The sequence below is a fragment of the Chryseobacterium endalhagicum genome, from assembly GCF_016745235.1.
Taxonomy (GTDB): domain Bacteria; phylum Bacteroidota; class Bacteroidia; order Flavobacteriales; family Weeksellaceae; genus Chryseobacterium; species Chryseobacterium endalhagicum.
Genome location: NZ_JAELVM010000002.1, coordinates 19,789 through 46,272 on the forward strand (window position 1 = coordinate 19,789; position 26,484 = coordinate 46,272).

Below are 26,484 nucleotides of genomic sequence, written 5' to 3' on the forward strand. Positions count from 1 at the left end.
AAAAAAGAGAAACAAAACAGCTTTTGTTTGGATTTCATCATTTTAGAGCGTCTAAAATATTGAAATTAAACTAATTAGCTTTTTGTCTCTCCTTAATTACGTACCGAATTTCTTACCTATTTCTTGATAATTTTCACAATTTCTTTTAAATCATTAATTGTTAAAAAGTAGATACCGGAAATCAAAGAAGAAAGATCCGTTTTACCGTTTTTAAACTGCCCTGATTTTACAAGCTGACCAGACATATTAAAAACCTGATAATCATAATCTTTATTCTCCTGTGTCTGAATATGAAGCACATCCTTTACAGGATTCGGGAACAGGGAAATTTTGTTTTCACTTACTTTTTCCTTCACCTCATCACTGCTCAGCGCGACAGATTCTCTACCTGAAGCAAGAGCGGTGACCTGCTGTCCCGGGATAGGTCCGGCTTCATTGCCCCGAGCATCATACTTCATTTTTACACATCTGCAGCTGGCCCCGAAATAAGGATCATTATTATCGTTAAGCGCTATAAACCTGTTGGCTGAAGAGGCTGCATCAAACAGGACATTAATGGATCTGCCCAGATAATTCGCTGCGAGAGCACCCGTCCATGCTCCCGGATACTGGAAATTAACGGTATTAAATGTACCCTGAGCAGATTGGTTGGCAATCACACTTCTGAATCCTCTTGAGCCTGAGTTAGGAAAATTCCCTACTCTGTACGATGGACCTATGAACATATAGCCAATTGTAGATGTTGTAGAAGGGTTTCTCACCCTTGTTCCTGAATACTCCGTCATCACACTGTAAAAAGTACCTACCTTTTTATCTTTCTTATACCATGGTGACATTCCGAAGTCTTTATTTGAAACCAGTGCAACATCTGAAAGGTCCGGAATTCTCCAGCCTTCTGGACATGGGTCAAACGGGGATTTCTCTCCACCTCTTCCCCATCTGTCCGCAGCAAGATTAGGCTCATCTGCCAGCCAGTCTGTTCCGTTGGTATAATTGGGATTGGAGCCGTTATAAGACGCAAAAGCACTCGGAATCATGTATACCAGTGGGTTTTTCACTGAGTAAGATAATACTTTCGCAACTTTATCGGCAGGCCTGTCCGTACTCTGCACTGCTGAACCTGCTGCATAGGTATTGTAAGGAATGATATAACCTCCCGACATATTATTATACGCGGCCTGACTGAGCGTGGTATAGGTAACGGTGCCTTCACTGGACACCCTTCCCAGGAAAATACTAAAAGAAGCCCTGTTATCTGCATTCTGAAATGTAGGAATCGGGTCTTTTCTTCCCCACTGATAATGCATTCCGGTAGAAGCCCGGATTTTTGCCAGCTCTGAAGCGGTTGGAGTAAGCCCGTTAGCCACCATCGGGAACGCATCTACAGCTCCCAGATTCCTGTCCATAAATTCAGTCTGAAGCACGACATCTGCTTTATTCACATAATTGATATAATTGGTTGCCCCAGCCTCCGGAAGTTCTGTGACATAGTTAAAAGAACCTATTGCAGAATCTGTGATCCAGATGTGCCAGCTCCAGTAGACCGGAGCCGTAATATTTCCATTATGAAGGGTTATTACAGCGTTTCCACTCTGATTGGGATTGATCTCAACTGAAATCATTGAGGAACTGAGATCCTGCAGCGATGAAGGACTGGGTTTAATGACTGAAACTTTACCGATGAGCCCGGTATTTGTGCTCCATAATACGTTGGCTTTTAGATTATCAAAACTTGAAGGGATCAGTATTTCCGGATTGTTCAGAATCTGGCTTTGTACAGCAAATGCTTTGCTTACAGGAATATCAATCTTAAAACCCTGAGGACTTTTTACAGCCTGATAGGTATTGGGATTATTAATTCCCTCCCTGTATTCCTGCGGCGGGGCGAGATATTCTGTTGGGAAATCGTATTCATTGACAATATAGAGCGGATCTTTTATGCATCGGCAGCCATTGGCTTCGGAAGTATACATTCCTGACATCGGCATATAAAAATACCGCCCTACGATTCCGGGATAGCCGGGATCGGGAATATCAGGCTGTCCTTTATCGGGAATCATAAAAAGCCCTCTGGTAATAACTGCCGGTGAAGCGTCAAAATGCCTCGCCATCGTTGCCGTCCAAAGTGCCACATGATGCTGGTCGGTATACTGCCCCAAATGAGCTGCCCTGATCAGCTGCCCAGTTCCGGGGAAAACGCCCATATTATTGCCTCCTGCATTTGACAGATCAAAACCCAGATTAGGATATACTTTAAACCCGGTCATAAAAGCAGGAGCTCCAGCATCAGTAGGTTTTACAATATGGTATTTGCTTGCCTCAAAAACATTTTTGCCCATATTGGTCCTTACTCCAAAAGGAGAGAAATCCATCCTGATATCGTCAATATAGGACTGCGACCCTAAATTGGCAACAAGCATTGACGGAATTCTCCATCCGTTCGGACACGGATCATAGGAAGATTTATCCTTGTAAGGTTTTGCATTTCCATCGTTATTATACCCCGTGCTGATCATTCCCTCGGAATTATCGGACCAAAGATTAAGCTCCGAAAGCCGGTTATCCGGAAGTCCTGCAAAACGCCCAAACCAGTTGACCGGAAGATTCACGTTGTTGTTATAGTATGCCTGGCCGCTGTTATCATCTTTATTGACGTAAATAAGACTCAGGGGATTTTTTACAGCCGTTCTTACATTATTGATCACTTCCGCGCTTGCAAGCGGGATGAATTTCGTAAGGTTATCAATATTGGTAGCATTGGCAAAGTTCTTTGCTCCTCTATGTCTTACACGTCCTACGGAACCTGATACTTCATAGAAATCATTTCCTCTGGTGACAAGAGGTGGAATCGGGTCTTTTCTTCCCCACTGGAAGAGCAGTCCGCCGCTTCTGTTCCAGTCTGATGAAGTAATGGAGTTGCTTAAAGCTCCAAGATTACGGTCCATCCAGCCCCAATCGGAATCCGGAATAGTTTCTACTGTTCCATCCGATCTCATTCTGGAAATATTATCAAAACTTTTATAGACGGATCCGTTGGAAGGATCGTCAGTCACCCAGATATGCCAGCTCCAGTAAATCTCACCATTGACTCTAAAGGCTATGACTGCATTTCCTTTTTTGGTTTTATTGATGGGGACTTTTATTTTGGCATTCTGATCAGAATCCAGAATTTCAAGTGAATATTTGGTTCCTGACTTAATCAGTCCGTGAGTGTCTTCCCACAACACATCAGCTGTCACTTTTCCGGAAGGGATTCCGGTGCCTTTAATGTATTGATCTTCCGTCCACATGGCATATGCCTTTCTTACGGGAATCAGCAGGCCTTCACTGTTTTGAGCGGGGTCAAAAATATAGCTATTGGGGGCTTTCGTCCAGTCGGGAGCAGTTACCCTGGCTGCAGATGTACGTACTGTATCTGCTCTTGACGTTATGGTCTTCGTAAATGTATACGAAGGAAGAATTTCATTTAATTCTCTACTATTCTTGGAATAGGCACAAATCGACACTAAGCAAAAAATTGCCGCAAAATTTTTAACTGAATTTTTCATATCCTTGAACTTGTGTGCCGTTCAAGCAATACAACATTTAAGCCTTTACCGTAACAATAAATCATAAATAACACAAATAAAATCATAAATATTCTAATTGTATTACCGATAATCTAACAGTAAAAGATTACAAATACAAAAACGGCACAAATCGTTTCAGCTGCAAATGTAATTTTTTCAGCGTAAATAATTGAGCAGAAAAATTAAATTTAATGGAACCTTAAATCATAAACTGCAATACACAAAAAAAAGACAACCTTCAGGCTGTCTTTATATCATTTAATTCTATAAATCTGCTTTACGGGAGAATATGGTTGTTATAAAGTTCAATAGTAAATCTGCCGACTTTGATGTTATTAAAGTAAGAGAATACGACAAAATTGAAAATAACAAGGGCAATGATAAAAGAGTAAATCATTTTTTTCATCCCGCTCGACACCACATACATCGTATTGACAATGATCACATAAGAAAAACCAATAAATGCTCCCACAAGTCTGGATGAGAATACGGGATTATTCCTGAATATAAAGTAAAAACAGATCCCCACCACCGCATAATTCCTGTGGTATTCATAATACGGATAGAGCTCTTTCATCTTGGTATCGAAGAAGAACAGGAAGAATGTGAGAATCATCATCATGGCCTCAGGAATCCCGAATCCCCCGTTCAATCGTTCTATGGACTCATTCATATACCCGTTTAAGCCATCCACAAGAATGTTATCCGACGCCATACTGTTCATAAAATCCCCAAAAACCCGGTATACTTCAAACGGAGAGAGAAATACTGAAATGATGATCATAATCAGCATAATGGTTTTATTCAGCGGTACGCGCGCAAACCAGTACATGGGAAGAAACAGGTAACTCACGGTGTGAATCCCTGATGCTATAAATATGAAGAACAGGTAATGCCAGAGCTTCCGCTGTTTGATGTACCGTACGGCAAAATAAACAATAAATGTAGCAAGGTTCTGCCTGATCTGTCCGCTTTCCCCCACAAAGAAGTAAGGAATAAACATGAACAGGGTAAAAGTAAAGGGATAAAATGTATTGTCTTCCGTATATTCAATCTTAAAGAAAATAGCAAAGATGGATATGACTAAGGTGAGCGCAAAGAAAGGGGCATCAAAGACATTCAGAAGGATCTTATTAATTAAGGTATAGAGCCATTCCACATCCAGCTGGTCGGGACCTTCCATATGGAGCATCTTCATGAAAATACTGTAGTAGCTCTTCGTGTCGGAATAGATGTACAATCCTTTGTAACTTCCATAATCCGGTCCTACGTTGTTACGGAAACCTACCAGTAAAATAAGATAAATTCCCAGAAACCAAAACCATTTCTTATCTACTTTTTTTCCGAAAACCTCCTGTACACTGAAAAAGAGCATATAGGCAATGGCCACTATAAAATATGGATGCAGTATACTCATACGGATTCAAAGTTTTTAAACCGCTGCGGTATACAAAAGGAAAGCCCAGGCCTTGAAAAAGAAAGGCAGGACCGCAGAAAAGGGAATACTATTGATAATAGAAATCCGTTTATTTTTTCATCATTTTTTTTCAACATATCTAAAACAGATTCTTATTTCTTTTAAAATAATATGGGTTTAAAATATATTTTCTGAAAGGGAACTTTTGCAAAAGTAGAATATTTTTTTATTCTTCCTAGAATATTTTGTTGATTTTCAGACAAAACTTATAGCCTAAATGTTTTGAACTAATACTGAAAAAATTAAATTTGCAGACTTGATCTCACCATGTAATGCATCGCTTTTTTATTTTTTTATATTATCTGATTTCTAAAAACAGAATTCTTTCTGCAGTTATTGCTTTAGGAGTTGCTTTATTGTGTGGATTTTTTGCTTCAAAGATTAATTTTGAGGAGGATATCAACCAGATTATTCCTAAAAATGAAAAGTCTGACCTTACGGCAAAAGTTCTCAAACAGCTTAATTTTTCGGATAAGATCATCGTTATTATAGAAAACAAATCCAATGAAGACAGTTTTCAGCTTTCTGAAACCGCCGACACTTTTCTGCAGAAAACAGAGCCTTTAAAGAAATATATCGGTTCGGTTCAGGGAAAGGTGAACGACAGTGAGATTTCGGAAACATTTGATTTTGTCAATCAGAATCTTCCTCTCTTCCTTGATGAAAACGATTATAAGGAAATTGAAAGAAAGCTTCAGAAAGACAGTATTTCCAGGCAGGTAGAGAATAATTATGTGTCTCTGGTTTCGCCAACCAGTCTTGTCACAAAAGAATTTATCAAAAAAGATCCGCTAGGTATTACTTATTTAGGTATTAAAAAATTAAATGCTTTAAATATCAGCAAAGATTTCAAGCTGGAGGACAATTATATCGTTACCAAGGACGGCAAAAACCTTCTGCTTTTCATTGATCCGAAAAACAAAAGCAACGATACCAAGGGCAACGAAGTCTTCATTAATCAGCTTAATGAGATAAAAAACAGTATTAACAAACAATTCAAAGGAAAAACCGAGATCAGCTATTTCGGATCTCCGGTGATTGCCGTAGCGAATGCACAACAGATCAAAAAAGACATCCAGAACACGGTGATGATCTCCATGACCGTTTTATTGGTTCTGCTGATTTATTATTTCAGAAACTTTTTCACCCCCATCATTGTATTTCTTCCGACTGTTTTCTCAGTATTGCTGGCGTTGCTGATTCTTTACTTTATTAAAGACAAAATTTCAGCAATTTCTTTAAGTGTGGGAGCTATTCTTATAGGGATTACGATAGATTACGCACTGCATATACTGACGCATTACAAGCACAATAACAATATTGAGGAGCTTTACAAAGAAATCACACAGCCCATTGTTCTGAGCAGTGCCACGACGGCAGTTTCTTTTCTGTGTCTGGTTTTTGTACGTTCTGAAGCCCTGAAGGATCTTGGCCTTTTTGCCGCGATTACCGTTATCCTGTCTTCCGTTACCGCATTGATTATTGTTCCGCAGCTTTATAAACCCAAACCGACAGAAGAAAAACACAGCACGAATTTTATTGACAAAATTGGCTCTTACCCATATGAAAAGAACAAACCTTTAATCATAGGATGCTCTCTTATTATTATTGCCTGTCTTTTCGGTTTCAGGCATGTGGGTTTCAATGAAGATATCGGAGACCTGAATTATATTCCAAAAGAATTAAAAATAAGTGAAGCCAAGCTGCAGAAGCTTTCCGACATCACTTCAAAATCCATTTATACCATTTCTTACGGAAACTCAGAGGAAGAAGCACTGGCCAGAAACTCCCGACTGAGCAGTTTCCTCGACAAAGAAAAAAAGGAAGGAAAAATCCTGAGCTACAGTTCCCTCGGAAATGTGGTGCTCTCTGAAAAAGATCAGAAAAAAAGGATTGAAACCTGGAATACATTCTGGGATGCGGATAAAAAAAGCCGTACCGTTTCTGAACTGGTGAACAGCGGGAATCAGTTTGGGTTTAACAGCAGTGCTTTTGACAATTTTAATGAAGTTCTGAATAAAAATTATACGGAGTTAACTCTCAAAGATTACGAAAAAGTAAAAGCATTACAGATCTCCGAATTCCTGAGCAATGAAAACGGTTTTTACACGGTTTCCAATGTGGTGAAAGTAGATGAAAAGAAAAGAGATGCTTTCATCAGAGATGTTGAGAAAAACCATGATGCCCTTGCCATCGACCGCCAGCAGATGAATGAGAATTTTCTGGGATTACTGAAAAGAGATTTCAGCACGCTGATTAATTACTCGCTTCTGGCCATTGTTCTGACCATCATTGTTTTCTTCAGAAATTTTGAACTTACCCTTCTCACCATGTTTCCTATCGTACTGACAGGAATTGTAACCGCGGGGATTCTTTATTTTCTGGGTCTTGAGCTTAATATTTTCAGTACCGTTGTCTGTACGCTGGTTTTCGGTGTGGGTGATGATTTCAGCATCTTCCTGACCAAAGCCATGCAGAAAGAGCATACGACAGGAAAAAATGAACTTCCGACTTACAGAACCTCTATTATTTTAGCGGTTTTCACCACCATATTATCCATCGGATCCCTGATCTTTGCAAAACATCCGGCCTTACATTCACTGGCACTGGTGGCGCTGATCGGGATGTTCTCTGTGATCATCATTACCTCAACGCTTTATCCGTTCTGGTTCAGATTACTCATTACAAACCGGGCAAAGAAAGGGCTTTCTCCTATCACGTTCAGACTCCTGTTAAGATGCATTATTTCATTCACTTATTATGGATTGGGAGGATTGGTCTTTTCCCTGATCGGAAGTGTGTTTATCAAGAGATCAAAGGGGAAAACCTTGGATATTATTAAATTAATTTTAGCTAAATTCTTAACATCAGTACTGCACATCAGTCCTTTTGTAAGAAAAAGAGTGATAAAAAATCCGGCCGAAGATTTCAGCAGACCGGCCGTTATCATTGCCAATCATACTTCTTTCCTCGACACACTGGCCATTGCCATGGCAACGCATAAAATCATCTATCTGGTGAACGACTGGGTATATGATTCTCCGGTTTTCGGAAAGCTGGTAAGAGCACTTGGATTTTATCCTGTTTCTCAGGGGATAGAAAATGGGGTGGATAAGCTGAAAGAAAAAATTGCTCAGGGATATTCTCTGGTTGTTTTCCCGGAAGCAGAACGCTCTTACACGAATGATGTGAAAAGATTCCATAAAGGAGCATTTTATCTCGCTGAAGAATTCGGGCTGGACATTCTCCCGATTTATATCCACGGAAATTCCGAAGTCCTGCCAAAAGGAGATTTTATTATCTACGACGGAAGCATTACCGTAAAAGTAGGGGAAAGAATCAGCAAAGATGATTTGAATTTTGGAAAAACCTATTCCGAAAGAACAAAGAAAATCAATGCTTATTTCAGAGAGCAATTTGCAGCATTGAGGAATGAACTGGAAGATGAAAATTATTTCAGAAAAAAACTCTTCTTAAGTTATTTATATAAAGATAATGAAGTCGTAAACGAGGTTAAGGATGACTTTAACGCCAACAAATCCGTTTATTTTGAATTGAATAAACACCTTCCAAAGGATGCTTCTATTCTTCACATCGCAGATGATTTCGGTCAAAAAGATGTTCTTCTGACCCTTTACCAGGCAGAAAGAAGGATTTTCTCGCTCATTGATGATGAGGAAAGAAGACAAACCGCCATGCAGACGTATCTGGTGAAAAGGAGAAAAATCTATTATATCAAAAATGTTTCGGAAATTCACAAGAATATTGATACGCTTTTGGTTTCGGATCAGAATTTTAACATCAATACCCTGGAGAAGCTTCCGGAGACTATTATCCTGCTGAATACTATTCATTCAAGCTTTGATAATTCAGATTATTACCAGGAATTTAATTCAAAAGGAATAAAAATATTCAAAAAACACTAAATAAATATGAAAAGCATATTTTTGTAACCGCTAAAGAATATTAATGAAAAAAAATATACTCGTCATCTACTATTCACAGACCGGCCAGCTGGAAGATATTGTAAGGAATGTGGCCCAGCCTTTTGAAGCAAAAAAGGAAGAGTATGATGTAACCTATTACAATATTCAGCTCAAAGAAGACTTCCCTTTCCCATGGCCGGGTGATGTTTTCTTCAACACTTTCCCTGAATCCTACCTCCAGATCCCGAAAGAAATTTTTCCTCCTTCGGAAGAGATTCTGGGTAAAAAATATGATCTCATCCTGTTTGGATATCAGGTATGGTACCTTACGCCGTCTATTCCTATTATCTCGTTTTTAAAAAGCGGTTTTGCGGAAAAATTACTGAAAGGCACGGATGTGGTTACCATTTCGGGAACCAGAAATATGTGGATGCTTTCTCAGGAAAAATTAAAAGTATATTTAAAGGATCTGGGAGCAAAACTGGTAGGAAACATTGCTTTGGTAGACCGTCACGACAATTATACGAGTGTACTGACCATTCTTCGCTGGCTGACTACAGGACAGAAGGAAAAATCTGGAATGCTTCCTGCTGCGGGTGTTTCTGATGAAGAAATTTCAGGATCTGTAAAGTATGGCAGCATTATTGAAAAGCATTTTAAGAGCGGAAATCTTTCCGGGCTTCAGCCAGACCTGGTAGCCAACGGAGCCGTAGAAATCCGTGCTTTTCTGGTGAGAGTAGAAAAAGTGGGGAATAAAATATTCACCATATGGTCCAACCTCATTATAAAGAAAAAAGAGAAACGCCCATTGCTGATAAAATTCTTTAAGGTATATTTGATGGCAGCGATATGGATTATCTCACCAGTCGTGTTGGTTTTACACCTGCTGACAACCCCTATATTTTGGTCCAAAAGACAAAAACAAAAAAGATATTTACAAGGAATTAATTTAAAATAGAATGTACGACGTATTTATAACAAAAGCATCAACATACTTACCCAACAACCCGGTATCAAATGATGAAATGGAGACTTATCTTGGTCTGATAAATGACGCTCCTTCTAAAGCCAGATCACTGATTTTAAGAAACAACAAGATCACGACAAGATATTATGCTTTGGACAAAGAAGGAAATCCTACTCATACCAATGCACAGCTGACAGCAAAAGCTGTAGAAGGACTGTTCGATGAAAAATTCAAAAAGGAAGATATGAAGCTGCTTTCGGTAGGAACCACTTCTCCGGACCAGATGCAGCCTTCGCATGCTTCTATGGTTCACGGTGAGCTGAATATTGGTAAATCTATTGAAATTAATACCGCTACAGGTCTTTGCAACTCGGGAATGAATGCCCTGAACTACGGATTCCTTTCCGTAAGAGCCGGCGTACATGAGAATGCCATCTGCGCAGGATCAGAGAGAATGTCTGCATGGATGACTGCTGATAAATTCAACCATGAAGCTGAAAACCTGAAAGCTTTGGAAGAGAGACCGATCATCGCGTTCAAAAGAGAGTTCCTGAGATGGATGCTTTCTGACGGAGCCGGTGCTTTTCTATTGGAAAACAAACCAAGAGAAGAGGGAATCTCTCTAAAAGTAGAATTCATCGATTTCTATTCTTACGCCCACGAAATTGAAGCCTGTATGTATGCAGGATGCGATAAGCAGGAAGACGGAAGCCTTAAATCCTGGGCAGATTACCCGTCGGACGAATGGCTGAAACAGTCTATTTTTGCCATAAAACAAGATACAAAGATCTTAGATAAATACATTCTGGTAAAAGGAGCGGAAAGCTTAAGATCTTCTTTTGACAAGCATAATCTGGATCCGGACAAGATCGATCATGTTTTGGCTCATATTTCTTCAGGCTATTTTAAAGATGGCTTAAAGGAGGAATTTGCTAAAAAAGGCATGGATTTCCCGGCAGAGAAATGGTTTTACAATCTGTCTGATATCGGAAACATCGGAGCAGGTTCCATCTTTGTAGCGCTTGAAGAACTAATGAATTCCGGAACTCTGAAAAAAGGCGAAAAAGTACTTCTTTGTGTTCCTGAAAGCGGAAGATTTGCTTACTCTTGTTCTTTGTTAACAGTCTGCTAATGGAAAACAGACTGCCGACATCTGATCAGGATTTTGTAGGAAGCCTTATTCCGCAGCGTTTTCCGTTTGTCATGGTTCATGAGATTACGGAATACTCTGAGAATCATCTTGTATCAGGATTTGAAATCAAAGAAGACAATATTTTTGTTCAGGACGGGGTATTCCAGGCTTCAGGGCTGATTGAGCATCAGGCACAGAGTGTCGCGCTGCACACCGGATACAAGTATTATCTTTTAGGCAAGGAAGCGCCTACCGGATATATCGGAGCGATCAAATCTTTTGAAACTGAAATCCTGCCTGAAACGGGAGATCACCTGGTTTCAGAAGTTACGATCCTGAATGAAATTATGGGAGTAACGCTGGTAGACATCGTCACAAAACTGAATGGCGGGATCATTGCAAAATCCCAAATGAAAACTGCTGTAAAATAACTTTAATGGAAATCAAGGAAGACAATATCATCAATATACACAACTTTCTGCCGCACCGCGAACCGATGCTGATGGCAGATTATATCCTGGAACTGACCAAAGAAAAAGTTGTGACTTCCTTTGAAATTAAAGAAGATAATATTTTTGTCCACAATGGTGAGCTTGCTGAAGCCGGACTTATTGAAAACTTAGCCCAGACCTGTTCTTCAATTTTGGGACAGAGCTTTTTCGAAAACCCGGAAGCAGATACCAAAGTGATCGGTTTTATTACCAGCATTAAAAAGATTGATCTGTTTGCCCTTCCGAAAACCGGGAGTAAAATCATTTCAAAAGCTTCGCTGATTTCGCAGTATGAAAATATCTGTCATATTTTTTGTGAGACTTTTCATGATGAGGAATTGCTGATCAGGGCGGAGATTAATCTGTTTATTCAGGAGGTGAAATCTTAAGAAAACATTATTTAGAAATATAGAACCGTGCGATTGTCGTGCGGTTTTTTTGTTGTTTAACCACAGATGGCGCGGATTTTCACATATGATTGCGTGTAATTTATGCTGAATTGGGTTTTGGCTGAAGCCGGATTGGTTTTTCATTTATTTTGGATGAACGGGCTAAAGCCCGTTCCTATTCATGTGGCTATTCGTGAAAAAATTATGGAAACTTCTAATGATGAGGAATTGCTGATCAGGGCGGAGATTAATCTGTTTATTCAGGAGGTAAAATTTTAATACTCCATTTTAGTTAAAATATATAACCGTACGATTGTCGTGCGGTTTTTTTTAACCACGGATGGCGCGGATTTTCACAGATGATTGCGTGTAATTTATTCTGAATCAGGTTTTGGCTGAAGCCGGATTGGATTTTAATTTATTTGAGTGAACGGGCTAAAGCCCGCTCCTATTGATGTGGCTATTCGTGAAAAAATCGTTTTATATTTTTAACCATAGGTTTCAGACCTGCTTTATTGTTCCTTTAAACCTCATCAATTTGTATAATACACGATCAGACCTTGAAACCCTGTAGGTAACTTCCAGCCTCCATCTACCCTCTTCCGCCCCCAACTACTTAATAACCCTTATTTTTCGATATATTTGATGAAAATAAAAGTATGAGTGTAAAAGTAAAGTTCTATTCAGAAAATATAGAATTCGAATTTGAAAATTCTGTTGAGTTTCCCGTAGCTCCGCAGATTGGGGATGAAGTGAATCTTATTTCATTTTTTAAATACCAGACTTCTGAAAGATTAGAATACTACAGCAATATGGAAGAGCTTGATCTGTATAATGATGCGGTAGTTTCTCAGCTTACATGGTGCAATGATCTTGAGAAAAAAGAAGTGTATCTGCTGGTGAAACTAACTTACCGTCAAAACAGATAATTTTCTTCCAAATAATTCAGAAAATAAAAAAGCGGAACATTGCTGCCCCGCTAAAAAATTGATATCATAAAAGGTTAGTACCCGAAGATTTCTTCAAGAGAAACTTCCTGGAACGTTGCCATTTTATTGATGGATTCCATATTCAGGTTTTCTTTTTTACCAATGATCGCTGTATTGTATTTTACAGGCTTAACCTCGGCATCATAGAAACCTGTAAGCTGCGGCAGTGTCAGCCCCTGGATCTCAGAGTAAATATCTTTTCTGATATCATAATCTACTCCAAGCTTTTTCAGTGACAACTGATTAAAGAAAATATTTGTCCTGTTGATTCTGCTGGAAGCGATCTGCTTCAGTGCTGAACCTTTTGAATTCTCAAACTGTGCCGGAATCTGAGGCAGAGACACCATAAGATCGTTCATTGCACTCACTGCCAAAGGAAGCTTATTAGCTTGTGTTCCGATGTAATTGGTGATATAATTCGCATGTCCCCTTTCCGTTGCATTTCCATAAGAAACATAGGCAGTATAAGCAAGCGACTTACTTTCTCTAATCTCCTGGAATACGATAGAAGAAAGACCTCTTCCGAAATATTCGTTGAAAAGATTGGCTTTTCCGAAGTTATTAAGATTCAGATTACTCCCTTTGGCTACTTTGGCCATTTCCATCTGAACCATATCATAGTTCGTGAAATATACTTTCCCTTCTGTAGCCAGTTCCTGATAATCCTTAGCTTTTGCAGGCTGAACAGTTGTTTCGGTAATATAAGGCTTAACAGCTTTCTCTAAACCTGACTGATCCTGCCCGTAAAGCAATATCTCATACGGAGACTGGTTCAGTACTTTAACCTTCTTCATCAGCTCTGCAGCATCAATGCTCTCAAGACGTTCTTTAGAAACAATATCCGTCATTCTGGAATCTTTTCCGTATTTGGCGTAGTTTGTAAGAGCTGCCATAATCCTGGTTTTATCTTTTTTAGCCGCGCTTCTTGATTCAAGAATTGTTTTTACAGTTTTGGCATAGATCTCCTTATCCGCTTTTACGTTCGTCAGCCAGTGGTTCATAAGCTCCGTTCCTTTCTTCATATTGCTTTCCAGACCGCTCAGTGTAATAAAAATCTGGTCATTGGAAGTTCTGAAGCTGTATGTGATTCCAAGTTTGTAGAATTCACCTTTCAGCTGTTCCGGAGTATATTTGTCTGTCCCCAGATATTCGAAAAGCGTCACCGCCACAGAAAGCTCCTTGTCATTATCCGTTCCAAACGGGAAAACATAAGTGATCTGGGCAACGTCATTATATTTGTTCTTTACAAAGCTTAGTTTCTTGTCTTTGACCTGTGAGGTCTGGATCGCAGTTTTATAATCAACAAATTCAGGCTTGATGTCTGTCACTTTTGTTGCCAGAATATCTTTAAGGAATGGCGACTGTGCTTCTCTGTTCAGTTTAATCGGGGTAATTCCCGGATTCTGTACACGAACCAGTTTATCATTTACTCCTTTTTCCTTATAAACTACAACATAATTGTCCTTGAAAAATTCATTGGCGAACTTCACAACATCTGCCTTTGTAATTTTCTCGTACTGGTTGATGTCATCCAGTTCCTGCTGCCATGTTTTCTCGTTGATATAAGTATCGTAAAGAGTGGTTGCCAAACCGTCTGCTGTTTCCCAGGATTTCATACGCTGAACTTTTTTATCATTCACGATGGCTTTCAGCATCCAGTCCGGGAACTGTCCTTTTTTCACAAGATCCAACTGATCGAGAAGCAATTTCTTGGCTTCGTCAAAACTCTGCCCTTCTTTCGGGGTAACGCTCATTGCAAATGCACCATACATTTTATACGGTGATTCATAGGCTCCCGCTCCTAAAGTTTTCTGCTTTTGGTTAATATTAAGATCAATAAGTCCGGCATCTCCTCTATTGCTCAGAATTTCAGCCACTACATCTGCCAGTCTTGCTTCCTGTGTACCATTGGAATCTGTTCTCCAGGCCATGGTCATTCTTGGAGTACTTGGGCTTTTTACCGTTCTGGTAACGATGCTTGTCATTGGCGCTTCAGTGACCATTTTCTTCATCGGAAGCTCTTTGTATTTGAAAGAACCGAAGTACTGATCAACCAGCCTTATCGTTTTATCATAATCAAAATCTCCTACAAGCACTACAGCCATATTATTAGGAACATAATAGGTGTCAAAATACTTATGGATAGCTACCATTGACGGGCTTTTCAAGTGTTCTGATGTACCGATGGTTGTCTGCTGACCGTTCGGATGCTTAGGGAAAAGCGCTTCCATCATTGCATAATTCACAAGACGGCCGTCGTTATCCTGAGCCCTGTTGTATTCCTCATAAACCGCTTCCAGTTCTGTATGGAAAAGACGCAATACCAGTTCGGAAAAACGTTCTTTTTCTACTTTAAGCCATTTTTCAAGCTCATTGGCTGGAATATTATTTTTATAAACTGTTTCATCAAGCCATGTGTGGGCATTGGTTCCTGTAGCTCCCAATGATGAAATGGCCTTATCATATTCATTGGCAATCGCATATTTAGAAGCCTCCTGTGAAACTTCATCTATCTTTTTATAGAGTAATTTTTTCTTTTCAGGATCCTTTTCTGCTTTGTGCTGCTCGTAAAGATCAGAGATCTGCTGAAGCAATGCTTTTTCCTTTGTCCAATCCTGAGTTCCCAAATGGGAGGTTCCTTTGAAAACCATATGTTCAAGGTAATGGGCAAGACCCGTATTATCACTTGGGTCATTGTTGGATCCCGTTCTTACAGGAATATATGTCTGAATTCTCGGAGCATCATCATTTTTTGCCAGATACACCTTCAGTCCGTTTTTCAGGGTATAAACTCTTACCCCTGACTGGTCATTCTTTACCGTTTCATAAGTGTACCCCTGACTGTCTGTCATCTTCTGAGTATCAAACTTCTGTGCCATTGCATGAAGCATGCAGAAAAGCGAAACAGAAATAAAAAATTTCTTCATAAGTCTTATTTTATTTAATCCAATTTCTAAAACAGATTAGTCTATATTTATGATACACTTGTTACAGCAGATATGGTATATATTTTTTTAGGTTAAAGTTTGAATTCTTCTTATTATAAGCTCATTTTTGGCATTATAATTTAATATGATTTACATATAATGTATTTTCACTATTTTAGCCACCTGATTAAAAAGAATCAAAAAAGGTGAAGGATTTTCATCTTAAATTAAAAAAAAGAATACTGTTTACATGAAAAAGCAAGACCTGCCTCAGGACGAAAGCAATCTGAAGTCGGCAAACATGACCGAAGTCTTGTATGTGACCGATGAAAATGATAATTATACCACGGCCAACAGCATTGGCTGGGAGGCTAAAAAAGCAGCCCTGGAAGAATCCATGGAGCTTATTCATGAAAGAATTGAAGAAGCCAGACAGGACGTCGCCAATAATTTAGTAAGTCCTATTGTTTATTTCATGGAACTGAATAAGATGGATCTGGGCGTACTTTCCTCCTATGTCGGAATGTGGCAGTGGAGAGTGAAAAGACACGCAAAACCAAAAGTATTTAGAACACTAAACGAATCCGTACTGGAAAAATATGCCGATGCATTCGGGATTTCAGTGGATGAATTAAAGAACTTTGACGGAAAATAATACTGAAATGAAGCATAAGGCATTATGCCAATTTCATTTCGCCAATGAAAAAGATAAAAGCAGCAAATGAAACTTAACTTTGAACACCATCAGACCGCACATTGCGAAAACGGTGTCGCCTCCAATCTCTTATTAAATAAAGGCTTAAAACTCAGTGAACCAATGATCTTCGGGATCGGCTCCGGACTGTTTTTTGTCTATCTGCCCTTTCTGAAAGTCAATTTTGCTCCCGGCTTCAGCTATCGTCCGATGCCCGGTGCTATTTTCAGCAAAGCAGCCAAAAGATTGGGAATTAAAATCAAAAGAGAAAAATTTTCTAATCCTAAAGAAGCACAGTCTGCTTTGGAAAGAAATTTAAATCAGAATATCCCGACAGGACTTCAGGTAGGCGTTTTCAACCTTACCTATTTCCCTGAAGAATATAAATTCCACTTCAATGCCCACAATCTTGTAGTATATGGAAAAGAGGACGGAAAATTCCTGATCAGCGATCCGGTGATGGATTATACCACATCCTTATCCGAAGCTGAACTGGAAAAAGTAAGATATGCCAAAGGCGCCCTGCCTCCAAAAGGCCATATGTACTACCCTACTTATATTCCAGAACATGTGAATCTGGAAGAAGCCATCAAAAAAGGAATCAAAGATACCTGTAAAAACATGCTGGCTCCGGTTCCTCTTATCGGAGTAAAAGCCATGAGATGGGTCGCCAGAAGCATCCCGAAATGGGCAGAAAAGAAAGGAACCAAAGTCACCAACCATTATCTCGGCCAGCTGATCAGAATGCAGGAAGAGATCGGTACCGGAGGCGGAGGTTTCAGATTTATTTACGGAGCATTTCTTCAGGAAGCAGCTGTCATTCTTAAAAATGATGAATTAAAAGAGCTGTCTAAAGAAATTACTGCCATTGGTGATTTGTGGAGAGACTTCGCCGTGGATATTGCCCGGGTTTATAAAAACAGAAACTCAAAAAGTGATATCTACAACAACCTTTCAAAATCTATGCTCCATATTGCTGATCTGGAAGAAGCTTTCTATAAAAAACTGAGAAAAGCGATTTGATATGGCGGAGAATATGATTGAGATCAAAAATCTCTACAAAAAATACAAAAACTCCGAGGAGTTTTCTGTCAATGACATCTCGCTGAATATTGAGAAAAATGAGATCTATGGAATTCTGGGGCCCAACGGTGCAGGAAAAACCACGCTGATCTCCATGCTTTCCGGATTGATCAAACCGACTTCCGGGCAGTTTACCATCAATGGACTTTCTCCCCAGAAGGACAGTTTTAAAATCAAAGAAATTATCGGTATTGTTCCTCAGGAATACGCATTGTATCCTACGCTTACCGCTAAAGAAAATTTAATGTTCTACGGAAGCCTGTATGGTTTAAAACATAAAGAACTTAAAAAAACCATTGATGAATCTTTAGAGATCATGGGTCTTTCAAAATTTGCCGATAAACAGGTAGAACAGTTTTCCGGAGGAATGAAACGCCGCTGCAATCTTATCGCCGGAACCCTTCATAACCCGAAAGTTCTGTTTCTCGATGAACCGACCGTTGGTGTTGATGTTCAGTCCAAAAAAGTAATCATTGATTTCTTACAGGAGCTCAACAAAAACGGAACATGCATCATTTATACGTCCCATCACCTTTCCGAAGCGGAAGAGTTCTGTACAAAGATCGCTATTATCGACAGGGGAAGAATCCACGCGGTAGGAACCCCGGAAGAACTTGTGAACCAGATCGCCAACGCTGAAAACCTGGAAGACGTTTTCATATCATTAACAGGAAAAGAATTAAGAGATGTTGTTGTATAAACTTTGGAGAAGCTTCGTGAAGGAAATCCTTCTTCTGAAGAGAGATATTGGGGGAATTGTCATTATTTTCGTCATGCCCCTGCTGTTAATTGTAACGATCACTTTAATTCAGGATTCCACGTTCAAAAATCTGGAAGGTTCAAAAATCCCGATTATTTTTATTGACAATGACAAGTCCGAGGTCTCAAAAAGCATAAAACAGGAACTGGAAACCAGCAAAACATTCCAGCTGCTGACCAATTACAATGAAAAATCGGCACAGGATGCTGTATTTTCCGGAGATTATCAGATGGCTATCGTCATTCCTGAAAATTTAACGAAAGATTTAAATTCAAATATAGATTCCAAAGTTCAGACGATTGTAAGTTCGTTCGGACTGGAAGGAGATTCTGCGGCCGTTAAAAAAACAGCTCCGAAAGCAAAAGAAATTCATCTGTATTTTGATCCGGCTACCAATGCAGGATTTAAAAATTCAGTGATGAACTCAGTGAACAAAATGGTTTTTGAGATCGAGAACAAAAAGATCTACAAAGCTTTCCAGGATCAGCTCGGAACCGAAGAAAATCTTGAAGAAAATAAAAACCTGATCAGTTTCAAAGAGATTACTCCGAAAAAAGGAACCATGGACGTAATGCCGAATTCCGTTCAGCACAATGTTCCTGCATGGACGCTCTTTGCCATATTCTTTATTGTCGTTCCGCTTTCTATCAATTTAGTAAAAGAAAAAAGCCAGGGAACCAGCGTGAGAGCCAGAATCAGCCCGACGCCGTATTTTGTTCATATTTTAGGAAAAACATTTACGTATCTTATCATCTGTATCATTCAGTTTTTACTGATGGTCGCGGTAGGAATTTATCTTTTCCCGTATATGGATCTTCCGGCTTTCGATGTTTCAGGAAAAATGTTCCATCTTCTTGTGGTCACCCTGTTTTCAGGACTGGCGGCTATCGGATTTGGCGTTTTACTGGGAACGATTGCCGACACACAGGAGCAGTCTGCGCCATTTGGAGCCACTTCGGTAGTTGTTCTGGCGGCCATCGGAGGAATCTGGGTTCCGGTATTTCTAATGCCTGAATTTATGCAGACCGTGGCTAAATTTTCTCCAATGAACTGGGGACTAAATGCCTATTACGATATTATTTTAAGAAACAGCGGTATCGGTGGAATTGCCAGGGAGCTTGCCTTCCTTTTTGCATTCTACATTGCGATGGTCGCGATTTCTATTTTTTACGAAAGGAAACAAAATGCAGTCTAAAGAAAACCTATTAACCTGTACCGAAGAGGTAAGAGTAAGATTCAACGAGACAGATCCGCTGGGTATTGTCTGGCATGGACATTATATTGTGTATTTCGAGGACGGAAGAGAAGCTTTCGGCCGTGAGCACGGACTTACTTATCTGGATATTCAGAAGGCAGGCTTTGTAACGCCTATCGTAAAAAGCACCTGTGAACATTTTCTTCCTTTAAAATATGGAGAAACTTTCAGGATCGTTACCACTTTCGTGAATTCAAGATCTGCCAAGCTGATTTATACCTACGAACTCTTCAATCAGGACGATCAGTTGGTATGCAGCGGAGAAACCATCCAGGTTTTCCTTGACAGTAATGGCAGCTTATGCCTGTACAATCCTGAGTTTTTTCAGGCATGGAAAGATAAAATGGGATTATAATGAGGAAGGAAATTTATATTACAGATTACAACTGCGTCACTCCTTTAGGATTTGATGTTTCTTCTAACTGGAACCACCTGGAAGAAGGAAAATCAGGCGTAGCCCTCCATAAAGTTATTGAAAATCAGGAAGCTTTTTATGCTTCAATGATTGATACTGAAAAACTGGAAGAAGAATTCAAACACCATTTTGACCGTCAGGACTTTACAAGACTGGAAAAAATGTTTCTTCTGAGCTTAAAACCACTGGTTGAAAAACATGATATTTCGGAAAAAACCGCATTCATTTTGTCAACAACCAAAGGAAATATCAGCTTACTTAAAAACCAGACGGAATTACCGGAAGGCGTTTATCTTTCAAAATTAGCACAGAAAATTGCTGACTATTTTGGATTTAAAACAAAACCCATCGTGGTTTCCAATGCCTGCGTTTCAGGAGTAATGGCTATAGCTGTTGCTAAAAACATGATCCAGGCAGGAAAATATAAAGACGCTTTTGTGATTGCCGGTGATGAGGTTTCTGAGTTTGTGATCTCAGGTTTCAATTCTTTCCAGGCTATCGGAACAGAACCCTGCAAGCCTTATGATCGGAACAGGAACGGAATCAATATCGGTGAAGCAGCAGCGGCTATGTATATTACAGACAGTCATTCTTCGGCTCCACTCAGAATGACAGAAAACGAAAATTTTAGGTTTAAAATTCTTGGAGATTCCGCAGTGAATGATGCCAATCATATTTCCGGCCCTTCCAGAACGGGAGACGGACTGTATGCCAGCATTAAAAATGCGATGACAGAAGCCAATATCACATCGGAACAGATTGATTTTATTTCTGCACACGGAACAGCCACCCTATATAACGATGAAATGGAAGCCATTGCCTTCAACAGAATGGAACTTCAAAATGTTCCTCTCAACAGTATGAAAGGCTATTACGGACACTGCCTTGGCGCATCGGGACTTTTGGAAAGTATAATCTCCATGGAAAGTGCCCGTCATGAATTATTGATCCCTTCTAAAAACTTTCAGGAAATGGGAGTTTCCCAGCCGTTGAATATCATTAAAGAAAATCAGCCTGCAGCTATTCAGTATATTTTAAAAACAGCTTCCGGATTTGGCGGGTGCAATGCAGCGGTTGTTTTAGAAAAATGTTAAAATGAAAATGATGAAGAAAACTGACAGCTGTATCATAGAGCAATCAAAAATAACCGTTAACGGAGATCTCGTTTTTGAAAGCCAGAATCAAATTTTTCATGAATTTGCGAAAGAAGCCTATAAAGGTTTAGCACTCAGCTATCCGAAGTTTCATAAAATGGACAGCCTGAGTAAACTGGCTTTCCTCGCAGCAGAAATGATCCTGAAAGAGGAAGACCACAGTAGAACCGCAGTAGTTTTCGCCAACAGATCATCCAGCCTGGATACTGATTTTAAATACCAGGAAAGTATCAATTCACAGGAAAATTATTTCCCAAGCCCTGCCGTATTCGTTTATACTTTACCCAATATCTGTGTAGGCGAAATCAGCATCAGGCATAAAATGCAGACGGAAAATGCTTTTTTTGTTCTGGATGAATTGGATGAAGAATTTTTAAACAATTATGCAGAACAGATCCTCCTGTCCGGAAAAGCAGATAAAGTTCTTTGCGGCTGGACAGAACTTTATCAGGAAAATTATAAAGCTTTTGTATATTTGCTAACCTTATAAAAAATGTAATAATATAACAATGTAGCAATATAACAGTGTAACAATGTAACAATGATTGGTAAACTGGTACATTGCTAAATTGGTAAATTAAATAATTATGGAAAACTTAAAAACAGAATTGAAGCACAAAATCATTGAAGTCCTTAACCTTGAAGATGTTTCTGTAGAAGAGATCAAAGATACTGATCCGTTGTTCGGAGGAGGTCTTGGACTGGATTCTATCGATGCCCTTGAGCTTATTGTTCTTCTTGATAAAGATTACGGAATTAAATTGGCTGATCCTAAAAAAGGAAAGGAAATTTTCGCGTCTATTGATACAATGGCTGCGTTCATTGAAGAAAACAGAACGAAATAATTCATTCAATCTAGCAATGTATCAATCTAACAGTGTAACAATATTGGTAAACTGTTAGATTGATACATTGTTACATTATACAATAAAATGAGTCGAAAAATTGCCATCACGGGAATGGGTATCATTTCCTCCATCGGAAACAATGTGGAGGAAAATTTTATTTCGCTAAAAACCGGAAAACACGGAATTTCAGATATTGAAATGTTTGAAACCCGTCATGCCGGAACCATAAAAACAGGTGAAATAAAATGGTCCAATGAAGAGCTTGTACAAAAACTTCAGCTGCCTGAGGATAATAATGTAACGAGAACCTCTTTATTGGGGATGATCGCCGCAAAAGAAGCTGTAGAATCTGCCGGAATTTCAGATCTTAATGAATACAAAACCGGACTGATCTCTTCCACCAGCGTAGGCGGAATGGATATCACAGAAAAATACTTCTACTCCTACGAAAACTTTCCCGAAAAGCAAAAATACATTGACGCCCATGATGCAGGCAATTCATCTTTGGCTATCGCTGATTATCTGGGATTAAAAGGAATGGTTTCTACCATCAGCACGGCCTGTTCTTCTGCGGCCAATGCTATTATGATGGGGGCAAAACTCATTAAAAGCGGAGTACTGGACCGCGTCATTGTAGGCGGAACAGATTCTCTTTCAAAATTTACCCTGAATGGGTTCAACACCCTGATGATCCTTACAGATTCTTACAATACTCCGTTTGATAACGACAGGAAAGGTCTGAACCTTGGTGAAGCGGCTGCTTTTATCGTCCTTGAATCCGATGAGGTTGTAAAAAAAGAAAACAAAAAAGTATTAGCCTATCTTTCCGGTTATGGGAATGCCAATGATGCCCACCATCAGACGGCATCGTCAGAAAACGGACAGGGCGCCTTTTTAGCCATGCAGCAGGCTTTGAAAATATCCGGATTGGCAAAAGAAGATATCAATTATATCAACGTTCACGGAACGGCTACCCCCAATAATGATCTTTCGGAGGGAATTGCCATGATCAGGATCTTCGGTGAAGGGCAGGTTCCGGAATTCAGTTCTACGAAAGCTTTTACGGGACATACTTTGGCCGCGGCGGCAGGAATTGAAGCGGTTTATTCAATTTTAGCAATGAAGCACGGTCTTATTTTCCCGAATCTGAATTTCAAAACGAAAATGGCTGAATTTGATCTAACTCCGGTAACAGAACTGAAAGAAAAAGACATCCATCATGTGCTTTCCAATTCATTCGGGTTCGGAGGCAACTGTTCTACTTTAATTTTTTCAAAATCATGAGCGCAGTATACATCAACAGTGCATCCTGCATCTCGGTACAGGACACTTTAAAAGATCAGTTTTTCACGGATCTCACTTCCGAAAATTCCGCTCAGATCTTAAAAGCAGTGGAACCTAATTATAAAGAATTCATTCCGCCTGCTATGATCAGGAGAATGTCCAAAACGGTAAAAATGAGCTCCGTTGCGTCACATTATGCTTTGAAAGAAGCAGGAATTGAGCAGCCGGGCGCCATTATTGTTGGAACGGGAATGGGTTGCTCCCAGGATTCTGAAAAGTTCCTGAAAAATGTGATCGATAATAACGAGGAATTTTTGACCCCTACGTTTTTTATCCAGTCTACACACAATACGGTTGCAGGGCAGATTGCTTTAGGGCTGCAGTGCCATGCCTACAATTTCACTTATGTGAATACTTCGTCATCCCTGGAATTTTCATTTCTGGATGCGAAACTTCAGATCAATGACGGTGAGGCAGAAAATGTTCTTGCAGGCGCTGCAGATGAGCAGACCGACAGAACAATGGAACTGTACCGTTTAAACAATACCATTAAAAAAGAAGAAGATCTTCCAGCGGATTATTTACATTCGGCGACGGATGGCGTGATCTGGGGCGAAGGTGCCGCTTTCTTTGTGCTGGGGAAAGACCAGACAGAGAATTCCTATGCGAAACTTACGGACATTCAGATCAGTAACCGATCAGACATCGAAGAAATTCCGTCTTTTATTACTGATTTTTTAGCCAAAAACAAGTTGAAGAGTGAGGACATTGATGCAGTGATTTTAGGATTCAGCGGCGATGCAAAATCTGATGTTCATTATACAAAAGCAATGGATTTATTTCAAAATTCTTCGTTACTTTATTACAAACATCTGAGCGGCGAGTTTAATACGGCAAGCGGTTTTTCAACATTTATGGCCTGTCATATATTAAAAGCACAGCAAATTCCGGATATCATGATGATCAATTCAGAGAAAAAAGCTGAAATAAAGAATGTTCTTCTTTATAATCATCTGGCGGGAAGTGATCATAGTCTGGTGTTGCTGGAAAAAGTTTAAAGGCTAATTTGCTTATTGCTTATTGCTTATTGCTTATTGCTTATTGCTTATTGCTTATTCAAAGAACGACTAAAATTCAAAAAGATGAAACATTATCCATTCATTATATTTTATCTTTTCTGCAACGTTTTTATTTATGCGTTTCACGGAAGTTTCTGGGTATATCTGGCCTGTTTTCTTGCTTTTTCGGCAGTCGTGGTTTGGGGATCTTTTGATATTACGCTGGGTTATTTTGTGAACAGCATTACCCATAAAAGAACGAAAATCAATGAAGTAGCCCTCACATTTGATGACGGACCTACTGAATTCACTCCAAAATTTTTAGATCTGCTTAAAGATAATCAGGTGAAAGCTACTTTTTTCTGCATCGGAAAACAGATTGAAAAATATCCCGAAACATTCCAGAGAATCATTACGGAAGGCCACACCATAGGAAATCATACACTTTCTCATTCAAATAACACGGGTTTTTTATCTACTTCAAAAATGGTTGAAGAAATTGAAAAATGCGACGAAGTGATGGCTAAGACCGGAACTATACAAACGGATCTGTACAGGCCGCCTTTCGGGGTTACCAATCCCAGTATTGCAAAAGCGATCAAAAGGACTCATAAAAAAAGCATCGGCTGGAATGTCCGTTCACTGGACACGGTGACTGATGATGAAAAAAAGATCTACAGGAGAGTGACCAAAGGCCTGAGAAAAGGAAGCATTATCCTGCTCCACGACACGTCTGAAAAGACGTATCATGTATTGGTAGATTTATTGTTATTTTTGAAGGATAAAAAATATTCGACGTTTACGATCGATTCAATGACAAATTCAACGAAAAATGATTAAAAATATAGCGCTGGGAGCGTTTTTATTAGTGTCCGGATTCTTTTCTGCCCAGTTGACAGCGATGTCCGGAGCGGAAGCAAAAGCATTTGTGGCCAAAGTTTCTTCTGAAACCAAGGAGATCAAAACACTTCAGAGCGATTTTACCCAGACCAAAAAAATGGATTTTCTGGACAAAAATATCGTGACTTATGGAAAAATGTCTTTAAAATCTCCCAATATGCTGAGCTGGAAATATACCAAGCCGTACCAGTACAGTATTATTTTTAAAGACAGCAAAATTTTCATCAATGATCAGGGGAAAAAATCGTCTGTAGATGCCAAGAGCAAAACATTTGAAAAGATCAATAAGCTGATCGTGGGAAGCTCGAACGGAAAAATGTTCAGTGATCCGGAATTTACCGTTTCCTATTACAAAAACGGGAATTTCAATGTGGCGAAATTCACGCCTAAATCTTCCCAGCTGCTGAAATACATCAAGCAGATTGAACTGCATTTCCCGAAAAACCAATCTACGGTTTCTCAGGTGAATATGACGGAAGCTTCCGGTGATACTACAAATATTGTTTTCAAAAATACTAAGATCAATGCCGCGATTGCTGCTTCGGAATTTAGCCTGTAGCCTGATTCTCTTGGTGACTCTTTCCTGTAAGACGTATCAGCTTACAGAGGCAAAACCTGTTCAGAGTTCTGAAAAAACGGTTGAAAATTTATATTTTTCTTCCGGAGAAGATTATGTGTATAAATGCCAGATGGATATTTATAAAAACCATGTAAGCGGAATTCTGATCATCAAAAAGCTGAATGAAACCACGCACCGTGTGGCCATGACGTCAGACTTCGGGAATAAATTAATAGATTTTGAGATCTCTGAGAATGATTTCAAACTGAATTACGTGCTTCCCGATCTGGATAAAAAAATAGTGATTAATTTTCTTAAAAATGATTTCCAGCAGCTACTTAAAAGGAAATATCCCGTCAGTGAATATTTTGAGAACGGCCACGCTAAGATTTATCTGTCAAAAGCTGACAACAAAGCCTATTATCTGTTTTTCAATAAAGAAAACGGGATGCTGAAAGAAATCGTTTACACCAAAAACAATAAGGAGAAAATCGATTTTACTTTTGAGGCAAAAAAACATATCTTCGCGGATAGTTTGAACCTTCAGCACAAGGATTTCAAAATCAATATAAAACTATTTCAAATAACCGAAACGGAACAAAATTAA

General features: G+C 39.3%; 23 protein-coding genes. 20 read left to right on the forward strand and 3 right to left on the reverse strand.

Translation table 11 applies throughout. The features are described 5' to 3' along the window. Positions 1-116: 116 nt before the first annotated feature. Together JET18_RS10400 and JET18_RS10405 are read right to left on the reverse strand one after the other, a co-directional pair. On the reverse strand, positions 117-3,548 hold the full coding sequence (locus tag JET18_RS10400; protein WP_202090813.1) for a T9SS type A sorting domain-containing protein: 3,432 nt from the start codon (positions 3,546-3,548) through the stop codon (positions 117-119). Positions 3,549-3,846: 298 nt separating this feature from the next. Then, complete coding sequence (locus JET18_RS10405) at positions 3,847-4,986, reverse strand: EpsG family protein (protein WP_228728533.1); 1,140 nt, start codon at positions 4,984-4,986, stop codon at positions 3,847-3,849. A gap of 332 nt (positions 4,987-5,318) precedes the next feature. On the opposite strand from JET18_RS10405, the gene JET18_RS10410 reads away from it, so the two are divergent. From JET18_RS10410 to JET18_RS10440, 7 genes are all read left to right on the forward strand, one after another. Next, on the forward strand, positions 5,319-8,972 hold the full coding sequence (locus JET18_RS10410) for an MMPL family transporter (RefSeq protein ID WP_202090815.1): 3,654 nt from the start codon (positions 5,319-5,321) through the stop codon (positions 8,970-8,972). Between the two features lie 43 nt (positions 8,973-9,015). Beyond that, complete coding sequence (locus JET18_RS10415) at positions 9,016-9,930, forward strand: dialkylrecorsinol condensing enzyme DarA (RefSeq protein WP_202090816.1); 915 nt, start codon at positions 9,016-9,018, stop codon at positions 9,928-9,930. A 1-nt stretch (position 9,931) separates the two neighbouring features. Then, entirely contained in the window at positions 9,932-11,071 is a 1,140-nt protein-coding gene (locus tag JET18_RS10420; RefSeq protein ID WP_202090817.1) for a beta-ketoacyl-ACP synthase III, read from the forward strand. Further along, the gene (locus JET18_RS10425) at positions 11,071-11,502 is read left to right on the forward strand and encodes a hypothetical protein (protein WP_202090819.1); all 432 of its coding nucleotides are present in this window, start codon (positions 11,071-11,073) and stop codon (positions 11,500-11,502) included. Before JET18_RS10420 ends, JET18_RS10425 begins: the two co-directional genes overlap by 1 nt. Before the next feature lie 5 nt (positions 11,503-11,507). Beyond that, positions 11,508-11,951, forward strand: a complete 444-nt coding sequence (locus JET18_RS10430; protein WP_202090821.1) for an ABC transporter permease — start codon at positions 11,508-11,510, stop codon at positions 11,949-11,951. Positions 11,952-12,053: 102 nt separating this feature from the next. Beyond that, positions 12,054-12,230, forward strand: coding sequence for a hypothetical protein (locus JET18_RS10435; RefSeq protein ID WP_202090823.1), 177 nt, complete (start codon positions 12,054-12,056; stop codon positions 12,228-12,230). A 380-nt stretch (positions 12,231-12,610) separates the two neighbouring features. Next, complete coding sequence (locus tag JET18_RS10440) at positions 12,611-12,880, forward strand: hypothetical protein (protein WP_202090825.1); 270 nt, start codon at positions 12,611-12,613, stop codon at positions 12,878-12,880. Between the two features lie 74 nt (positions 12,881-12,954). Here the strand turns inward: JET18_RS10440 and JET18_RS10445 are convergent, their stop codons facing one another. Then, positions 12,955-15,867: a M16 family metallopeptidase gene (locus JET18_RS10445; protein WP_202090827.1), complete on the reverse strand. Its 2,913-nt coding sequence runs from the start codon at positions 15,865-15,867 to the stop codon at positions 12,955-12,957. A gap of 250 nt (positions 15,868-16,117) precedes the next feature. Between JET18_RS10445 and JET18_RS10450 the strand changes: the two genes are divergently transcribed. From JET18_RS10450 to JET18_RS10510, 13 genes are all read left to right on the forward strand, one after another. Further along, positions 16,118-16,522 (forward strand): hypothetical protein, encoded by a 405-nt coding sequence (locus tag JET18_RS10450; RefSeq protein ID WP_202090829.1) that lies wholly within the window; start codon positions 16,118-16,120, stop codon positions 16,520-16,522. Between the two features lie 66 nt (positions 16,523-16,588). Beyond that, positions 16,589-17,584: a BtrH N-terminal domain-containing protein gene (locus tag JET18_RS10455; protein WP_202090831.1), complete on the forward strand. Its 996-nt coding sequence runs from the start codon at positions 16,589-16,591 to the stop codon at positions 17,582-17,584. A gap of 1 nt (position 17,585) precedes the next feature. Beyond that, a complete protein-coding gene (locus tag JET18_RS10460) occupies positions 17,586-18,344 on the forward strand; it encodes an ABC transporter ATP-binding protein (RefSeq protein WP_202090833.1) in 759 nt (252 codons plus the stop codon). After that, positions 18,331-19,599: an ABC transporter permease gene (locus tag JET18_RS10465; RefSeq protein ID WP_202090835.1), complete on the forward strand. Its 1,269-nt coding sequence runs from the start codon at positions 18,331-18,333 to the stop codon at positions 19,597-19,599. The genes JET18_RS10460 and JET18_RS10465 overlap by 14 nt, the downstream gene beginning before the upstream one ends. Continuing rightward, on the forward strand, positions 19,589-20,014 hold the full coding sequence (locus JET18_RS10470) for an acyl-CoA thioesterase (protein ID WP_202090837.1): 426 nt from the start codon (positions 19,589-19,591) through the stop codon (positions 20,012-20,014). The genes JET18_RS10465 and JET18_RS10470 overlap by 11 nt, the downstream gene beginning before the upstream one ends. After that, complete coding sequence (locus JET18_RS10475) at positions 20,014-21,168, forward strand: beta-ketoacyl synthase N-terminal-like domain-containing protein (RefSeq protein WP_202090839.1); 1,155 nt, start codon at positions 20,014-20,016, stop codon at positions 21,166-21,168. Before JET18_RS10470 ends, JET18_RS10475 begins: the two co-directional genes overlap by 1 nt. Positions 21,169-21,178: 10 nt before the next feature. Then, the gene (locus JET18_RS10480) at positions 21,179-21,718 is read left to right on the forward strand and encodes a beta-ketoacyl-[acyl-carrier-protein] synthase family protein (RefSeq protein WP_202092548.1); all 540 of its coding nucleotides are present in this window, start codon (positions 21,179-21,181) and stop codon (positions 21,716-21,718) included. Positions 21,719-21,815: 97 nt separating this feature from the next. Beyond that, positions 21,816-22,073, forward strand: a complete 258-nt coding sequence (locus JET18_RS10485; RefSeq protein WP_202090842.1) for a phosphopantetheine-binding protein — start codon at positions 21,816-21,818, stop codon at positions 22,071-22,073. Positions 22,074-22,160: 87 nt separating this feature from the next. Then, positions 22,161-23,360 carry a beta-ketoacyl-[acyl-carrier-protein] synthase family protein gene (locus JET18_RS10490; protein ID WP_202090844.1) on the forward strand — a complete coding sequence of 400 codons (1,200 nt, stop codon included), beginning with the start codon at positions 22,161-22,163 and terminating at the stop codon, positions 23,358-23,360. Then, positions 23,357-24,418 (forward strand): beta-ketoacyl synthase N-terminal-like domain-containing protein, encoded by a 1,062-nt coding sequence (locus JET18_RS10495; RefSeq protein ID WP_202090846.1) that lies wholly within the window; start codon positions 23,357-23,359, stop codon positions 24,416-24,418. The genes JET18_RS10490 and JET18_RS10495 overlap by 4 nt, the downstream gene beginning before the upstream one ends. A gap of 84 nt (positions 24,419-24,502) precedes the next feature. Continuing rightward, the gene (locus tag JET18_RS10500) at positions 24,503-25,258 is read left to right on the forward strand and encodes a polysaccharide deacetylase family protein (protein ID WP_202090848.1); all 756 of its coding nucleotides are present in this window, start codon (positions 24,503-24,505) and stop codon (positions 25,256-25,258) included. After that, on the forward strand, positions 25,251-25,877 hold the full coding sequence (locus JET18_RS10505; protein ID WP_202090849.1) for a LolA family protein: 627 nt from the start codon (positions 25,251-25,253) through the stop codon (positions 25,875-25,877). Before JET18_RS10500 ends, JET18_RS10505 begins: the two co-directional genes overlap by 8 nt. After that, entirely contained in the window at positions 25,843-26,484 is a 642-nt protein-coding gene (locus JET18_RS10510; protein ID WP_202090850.1) for a hypothetical protein, read from the forward strand. The genes JET18_RS10505 and JET18_RS10510 overlap by 35 nt, the downstream gene beginning before the upstream one ends.

Bases quoted from the DNA above. Each gene is read 5' to 3' on its own strand.
- JET18_RS10400 (WP_202090813.1), bottom strand. From the start codon at position 3,548: ATGAAAAATTCAGTTAAAAATTTTGCGGCAATTTTTTGCTTAGTGTCG.
- JET18_RS10405 (WP_228728533.1), bottom strand. From the start codon at position 4,986: ATGAGTATACTGCATCCATATTTTATAGTGGCCATTGCCTATATGCTC.
- JET18_RS10410 (WP_202090815.1), top strand. From the start codon at position 5,319: ATGCATCGCTTTTTTATTTTTTTATATTATCTGATTTCTAAAAACAGA.
- JET18_RS10415 (WP_202090816.1), top strand. From the start codon at position 9,016: ATGAAAAAAAATATACTCGTCATCTACTATTCACAGACCGGCCAGCTG.
- JET18_RS10420 (WP_202090817.1), top strand. From the start codon at position 9,932: ATGTACGACGTATTTATAACAAAAGCATCAACATACTTACCCAACAAC.
- JET18_RS10425 (WP_202090819.1), top strand. From the start codon at position 11,071: ATGGAAAACAGACTGCCGACATCTGATCAGGATTTTGTAGGAAGCCTT.
- JET18_RS10430 (WP_202090821.1), top strand. From the start codon at position 11,508: ATGGAAATCAAGGAAGACAATATCATCAATATACACAACTTTCTGCCG.
- JET18_RS10435 (WP_202090823.1), top strand. From the start codon at position 12,054: ATGCTGAATTGGGTTTTGGCTGAAGCCGGATTGGTTTTTCATTTATTT.
- JET18_RS10440 (WP_202090825.1), top strand. From the start codon at position 12,611: ATGAGTGTAAAAGTAAAGTTCTATTCAGAAAATATAGAATTCGAATTT.
- JET18_RS10445 (WP_202090827.1), bottom strand. From the start codon at position 15,867: ATGAAGAAATTTTTTATTTCTGTTTCGCTTTTCTGCATGCTTCATGCA.
- JET18_RS10450 (WP_202090829.1), top strand. From the start codon at position 16,118: ATGAAAAAGCAAGACCTGCCTCAGGACGAAAGCAATCTGAAGTCGGCA.
- JET18_RS10455 (WP_202090831.1), top strand. From the start codon at position 16,589: ATGAAACTTAACTTTGAACACCATCAGACCGCACATTGCGAAAACGGT.
- JET18_RS10460 (WP_202090833.1), top strand. From the start codon at position 17,586: ATGGCGGAGAATATGATTGAGATCAAAAATCTCTACAAAAAATACAAA.
- JET18_RS10465 (WP_202090835.1), top strand. From the start codon at position 18,331: ATGTTGTTGTATAAACTTTGGAGAAGCTTCGTGAAGGAAATCCTTCTT.
- JET18_RS10470 (WP_202090837.1), top strand. From the start codon at position 19,589: ATGCAGTCTAAAGAAAACCTATTAACCTGTACCGAAGAGGTAAGAGTA.
- JET18_RS10475 (WP_202090839.1), top strand. From the start codon at position 20,014: ATGAGGAAGGAAATTTATATTACAGATTACAACTGCGTCACTCCTTTA.
- JET18_RS10480 (WP_202092548.1), top strand. From the start codon at position 21,179: ATGAAGAAAACTGACAGCTGTATCATAGAGCAATCAAAAATAACCGTT.
- JET18_RS10485 (WP_202090842.1), top strand. From the start codon at position 21,816: ATGGAAAACTTAAAAACAGAATTGAAGCACAAAATCATTGAAGTCCTT.
- JET18_RS10490 (WP_202090844.1), top strand. From the start codon at position 22,161: ATGAGTCGAAAAATTGCCATCACGGGAATGGGTATCATTTCCTCCATC.
- JET18_RS10495 (WP_202090846.1), top strand. From the start codon at position 23,357: ATGAGCGCAGTATACATCAACAGTGCATCCTGCATCTCGGTACAGGAC.
- JET18_RS10500 (WP_202090848.1), top strand. From the start codon at position 24,503: ATGAAACATTATCCATTCATTATATTTTATCTTTTCTGCAACGTTTTT.
- JET18_RS10505 (WP_202090849.1), top strand. From the start codon at position 25,251: ATGATTAAAAATATAGCGCTGGGAGCGTTTTTATTAGTGTCCGGATTC.
- JET18_RS10510 (WP_202090850.1), top strand. From the start codon at position 25,843: ATGCCGCGATTGCTGCTTCGGAATTTAGCCTGTAGCCTGATTCTCTTG.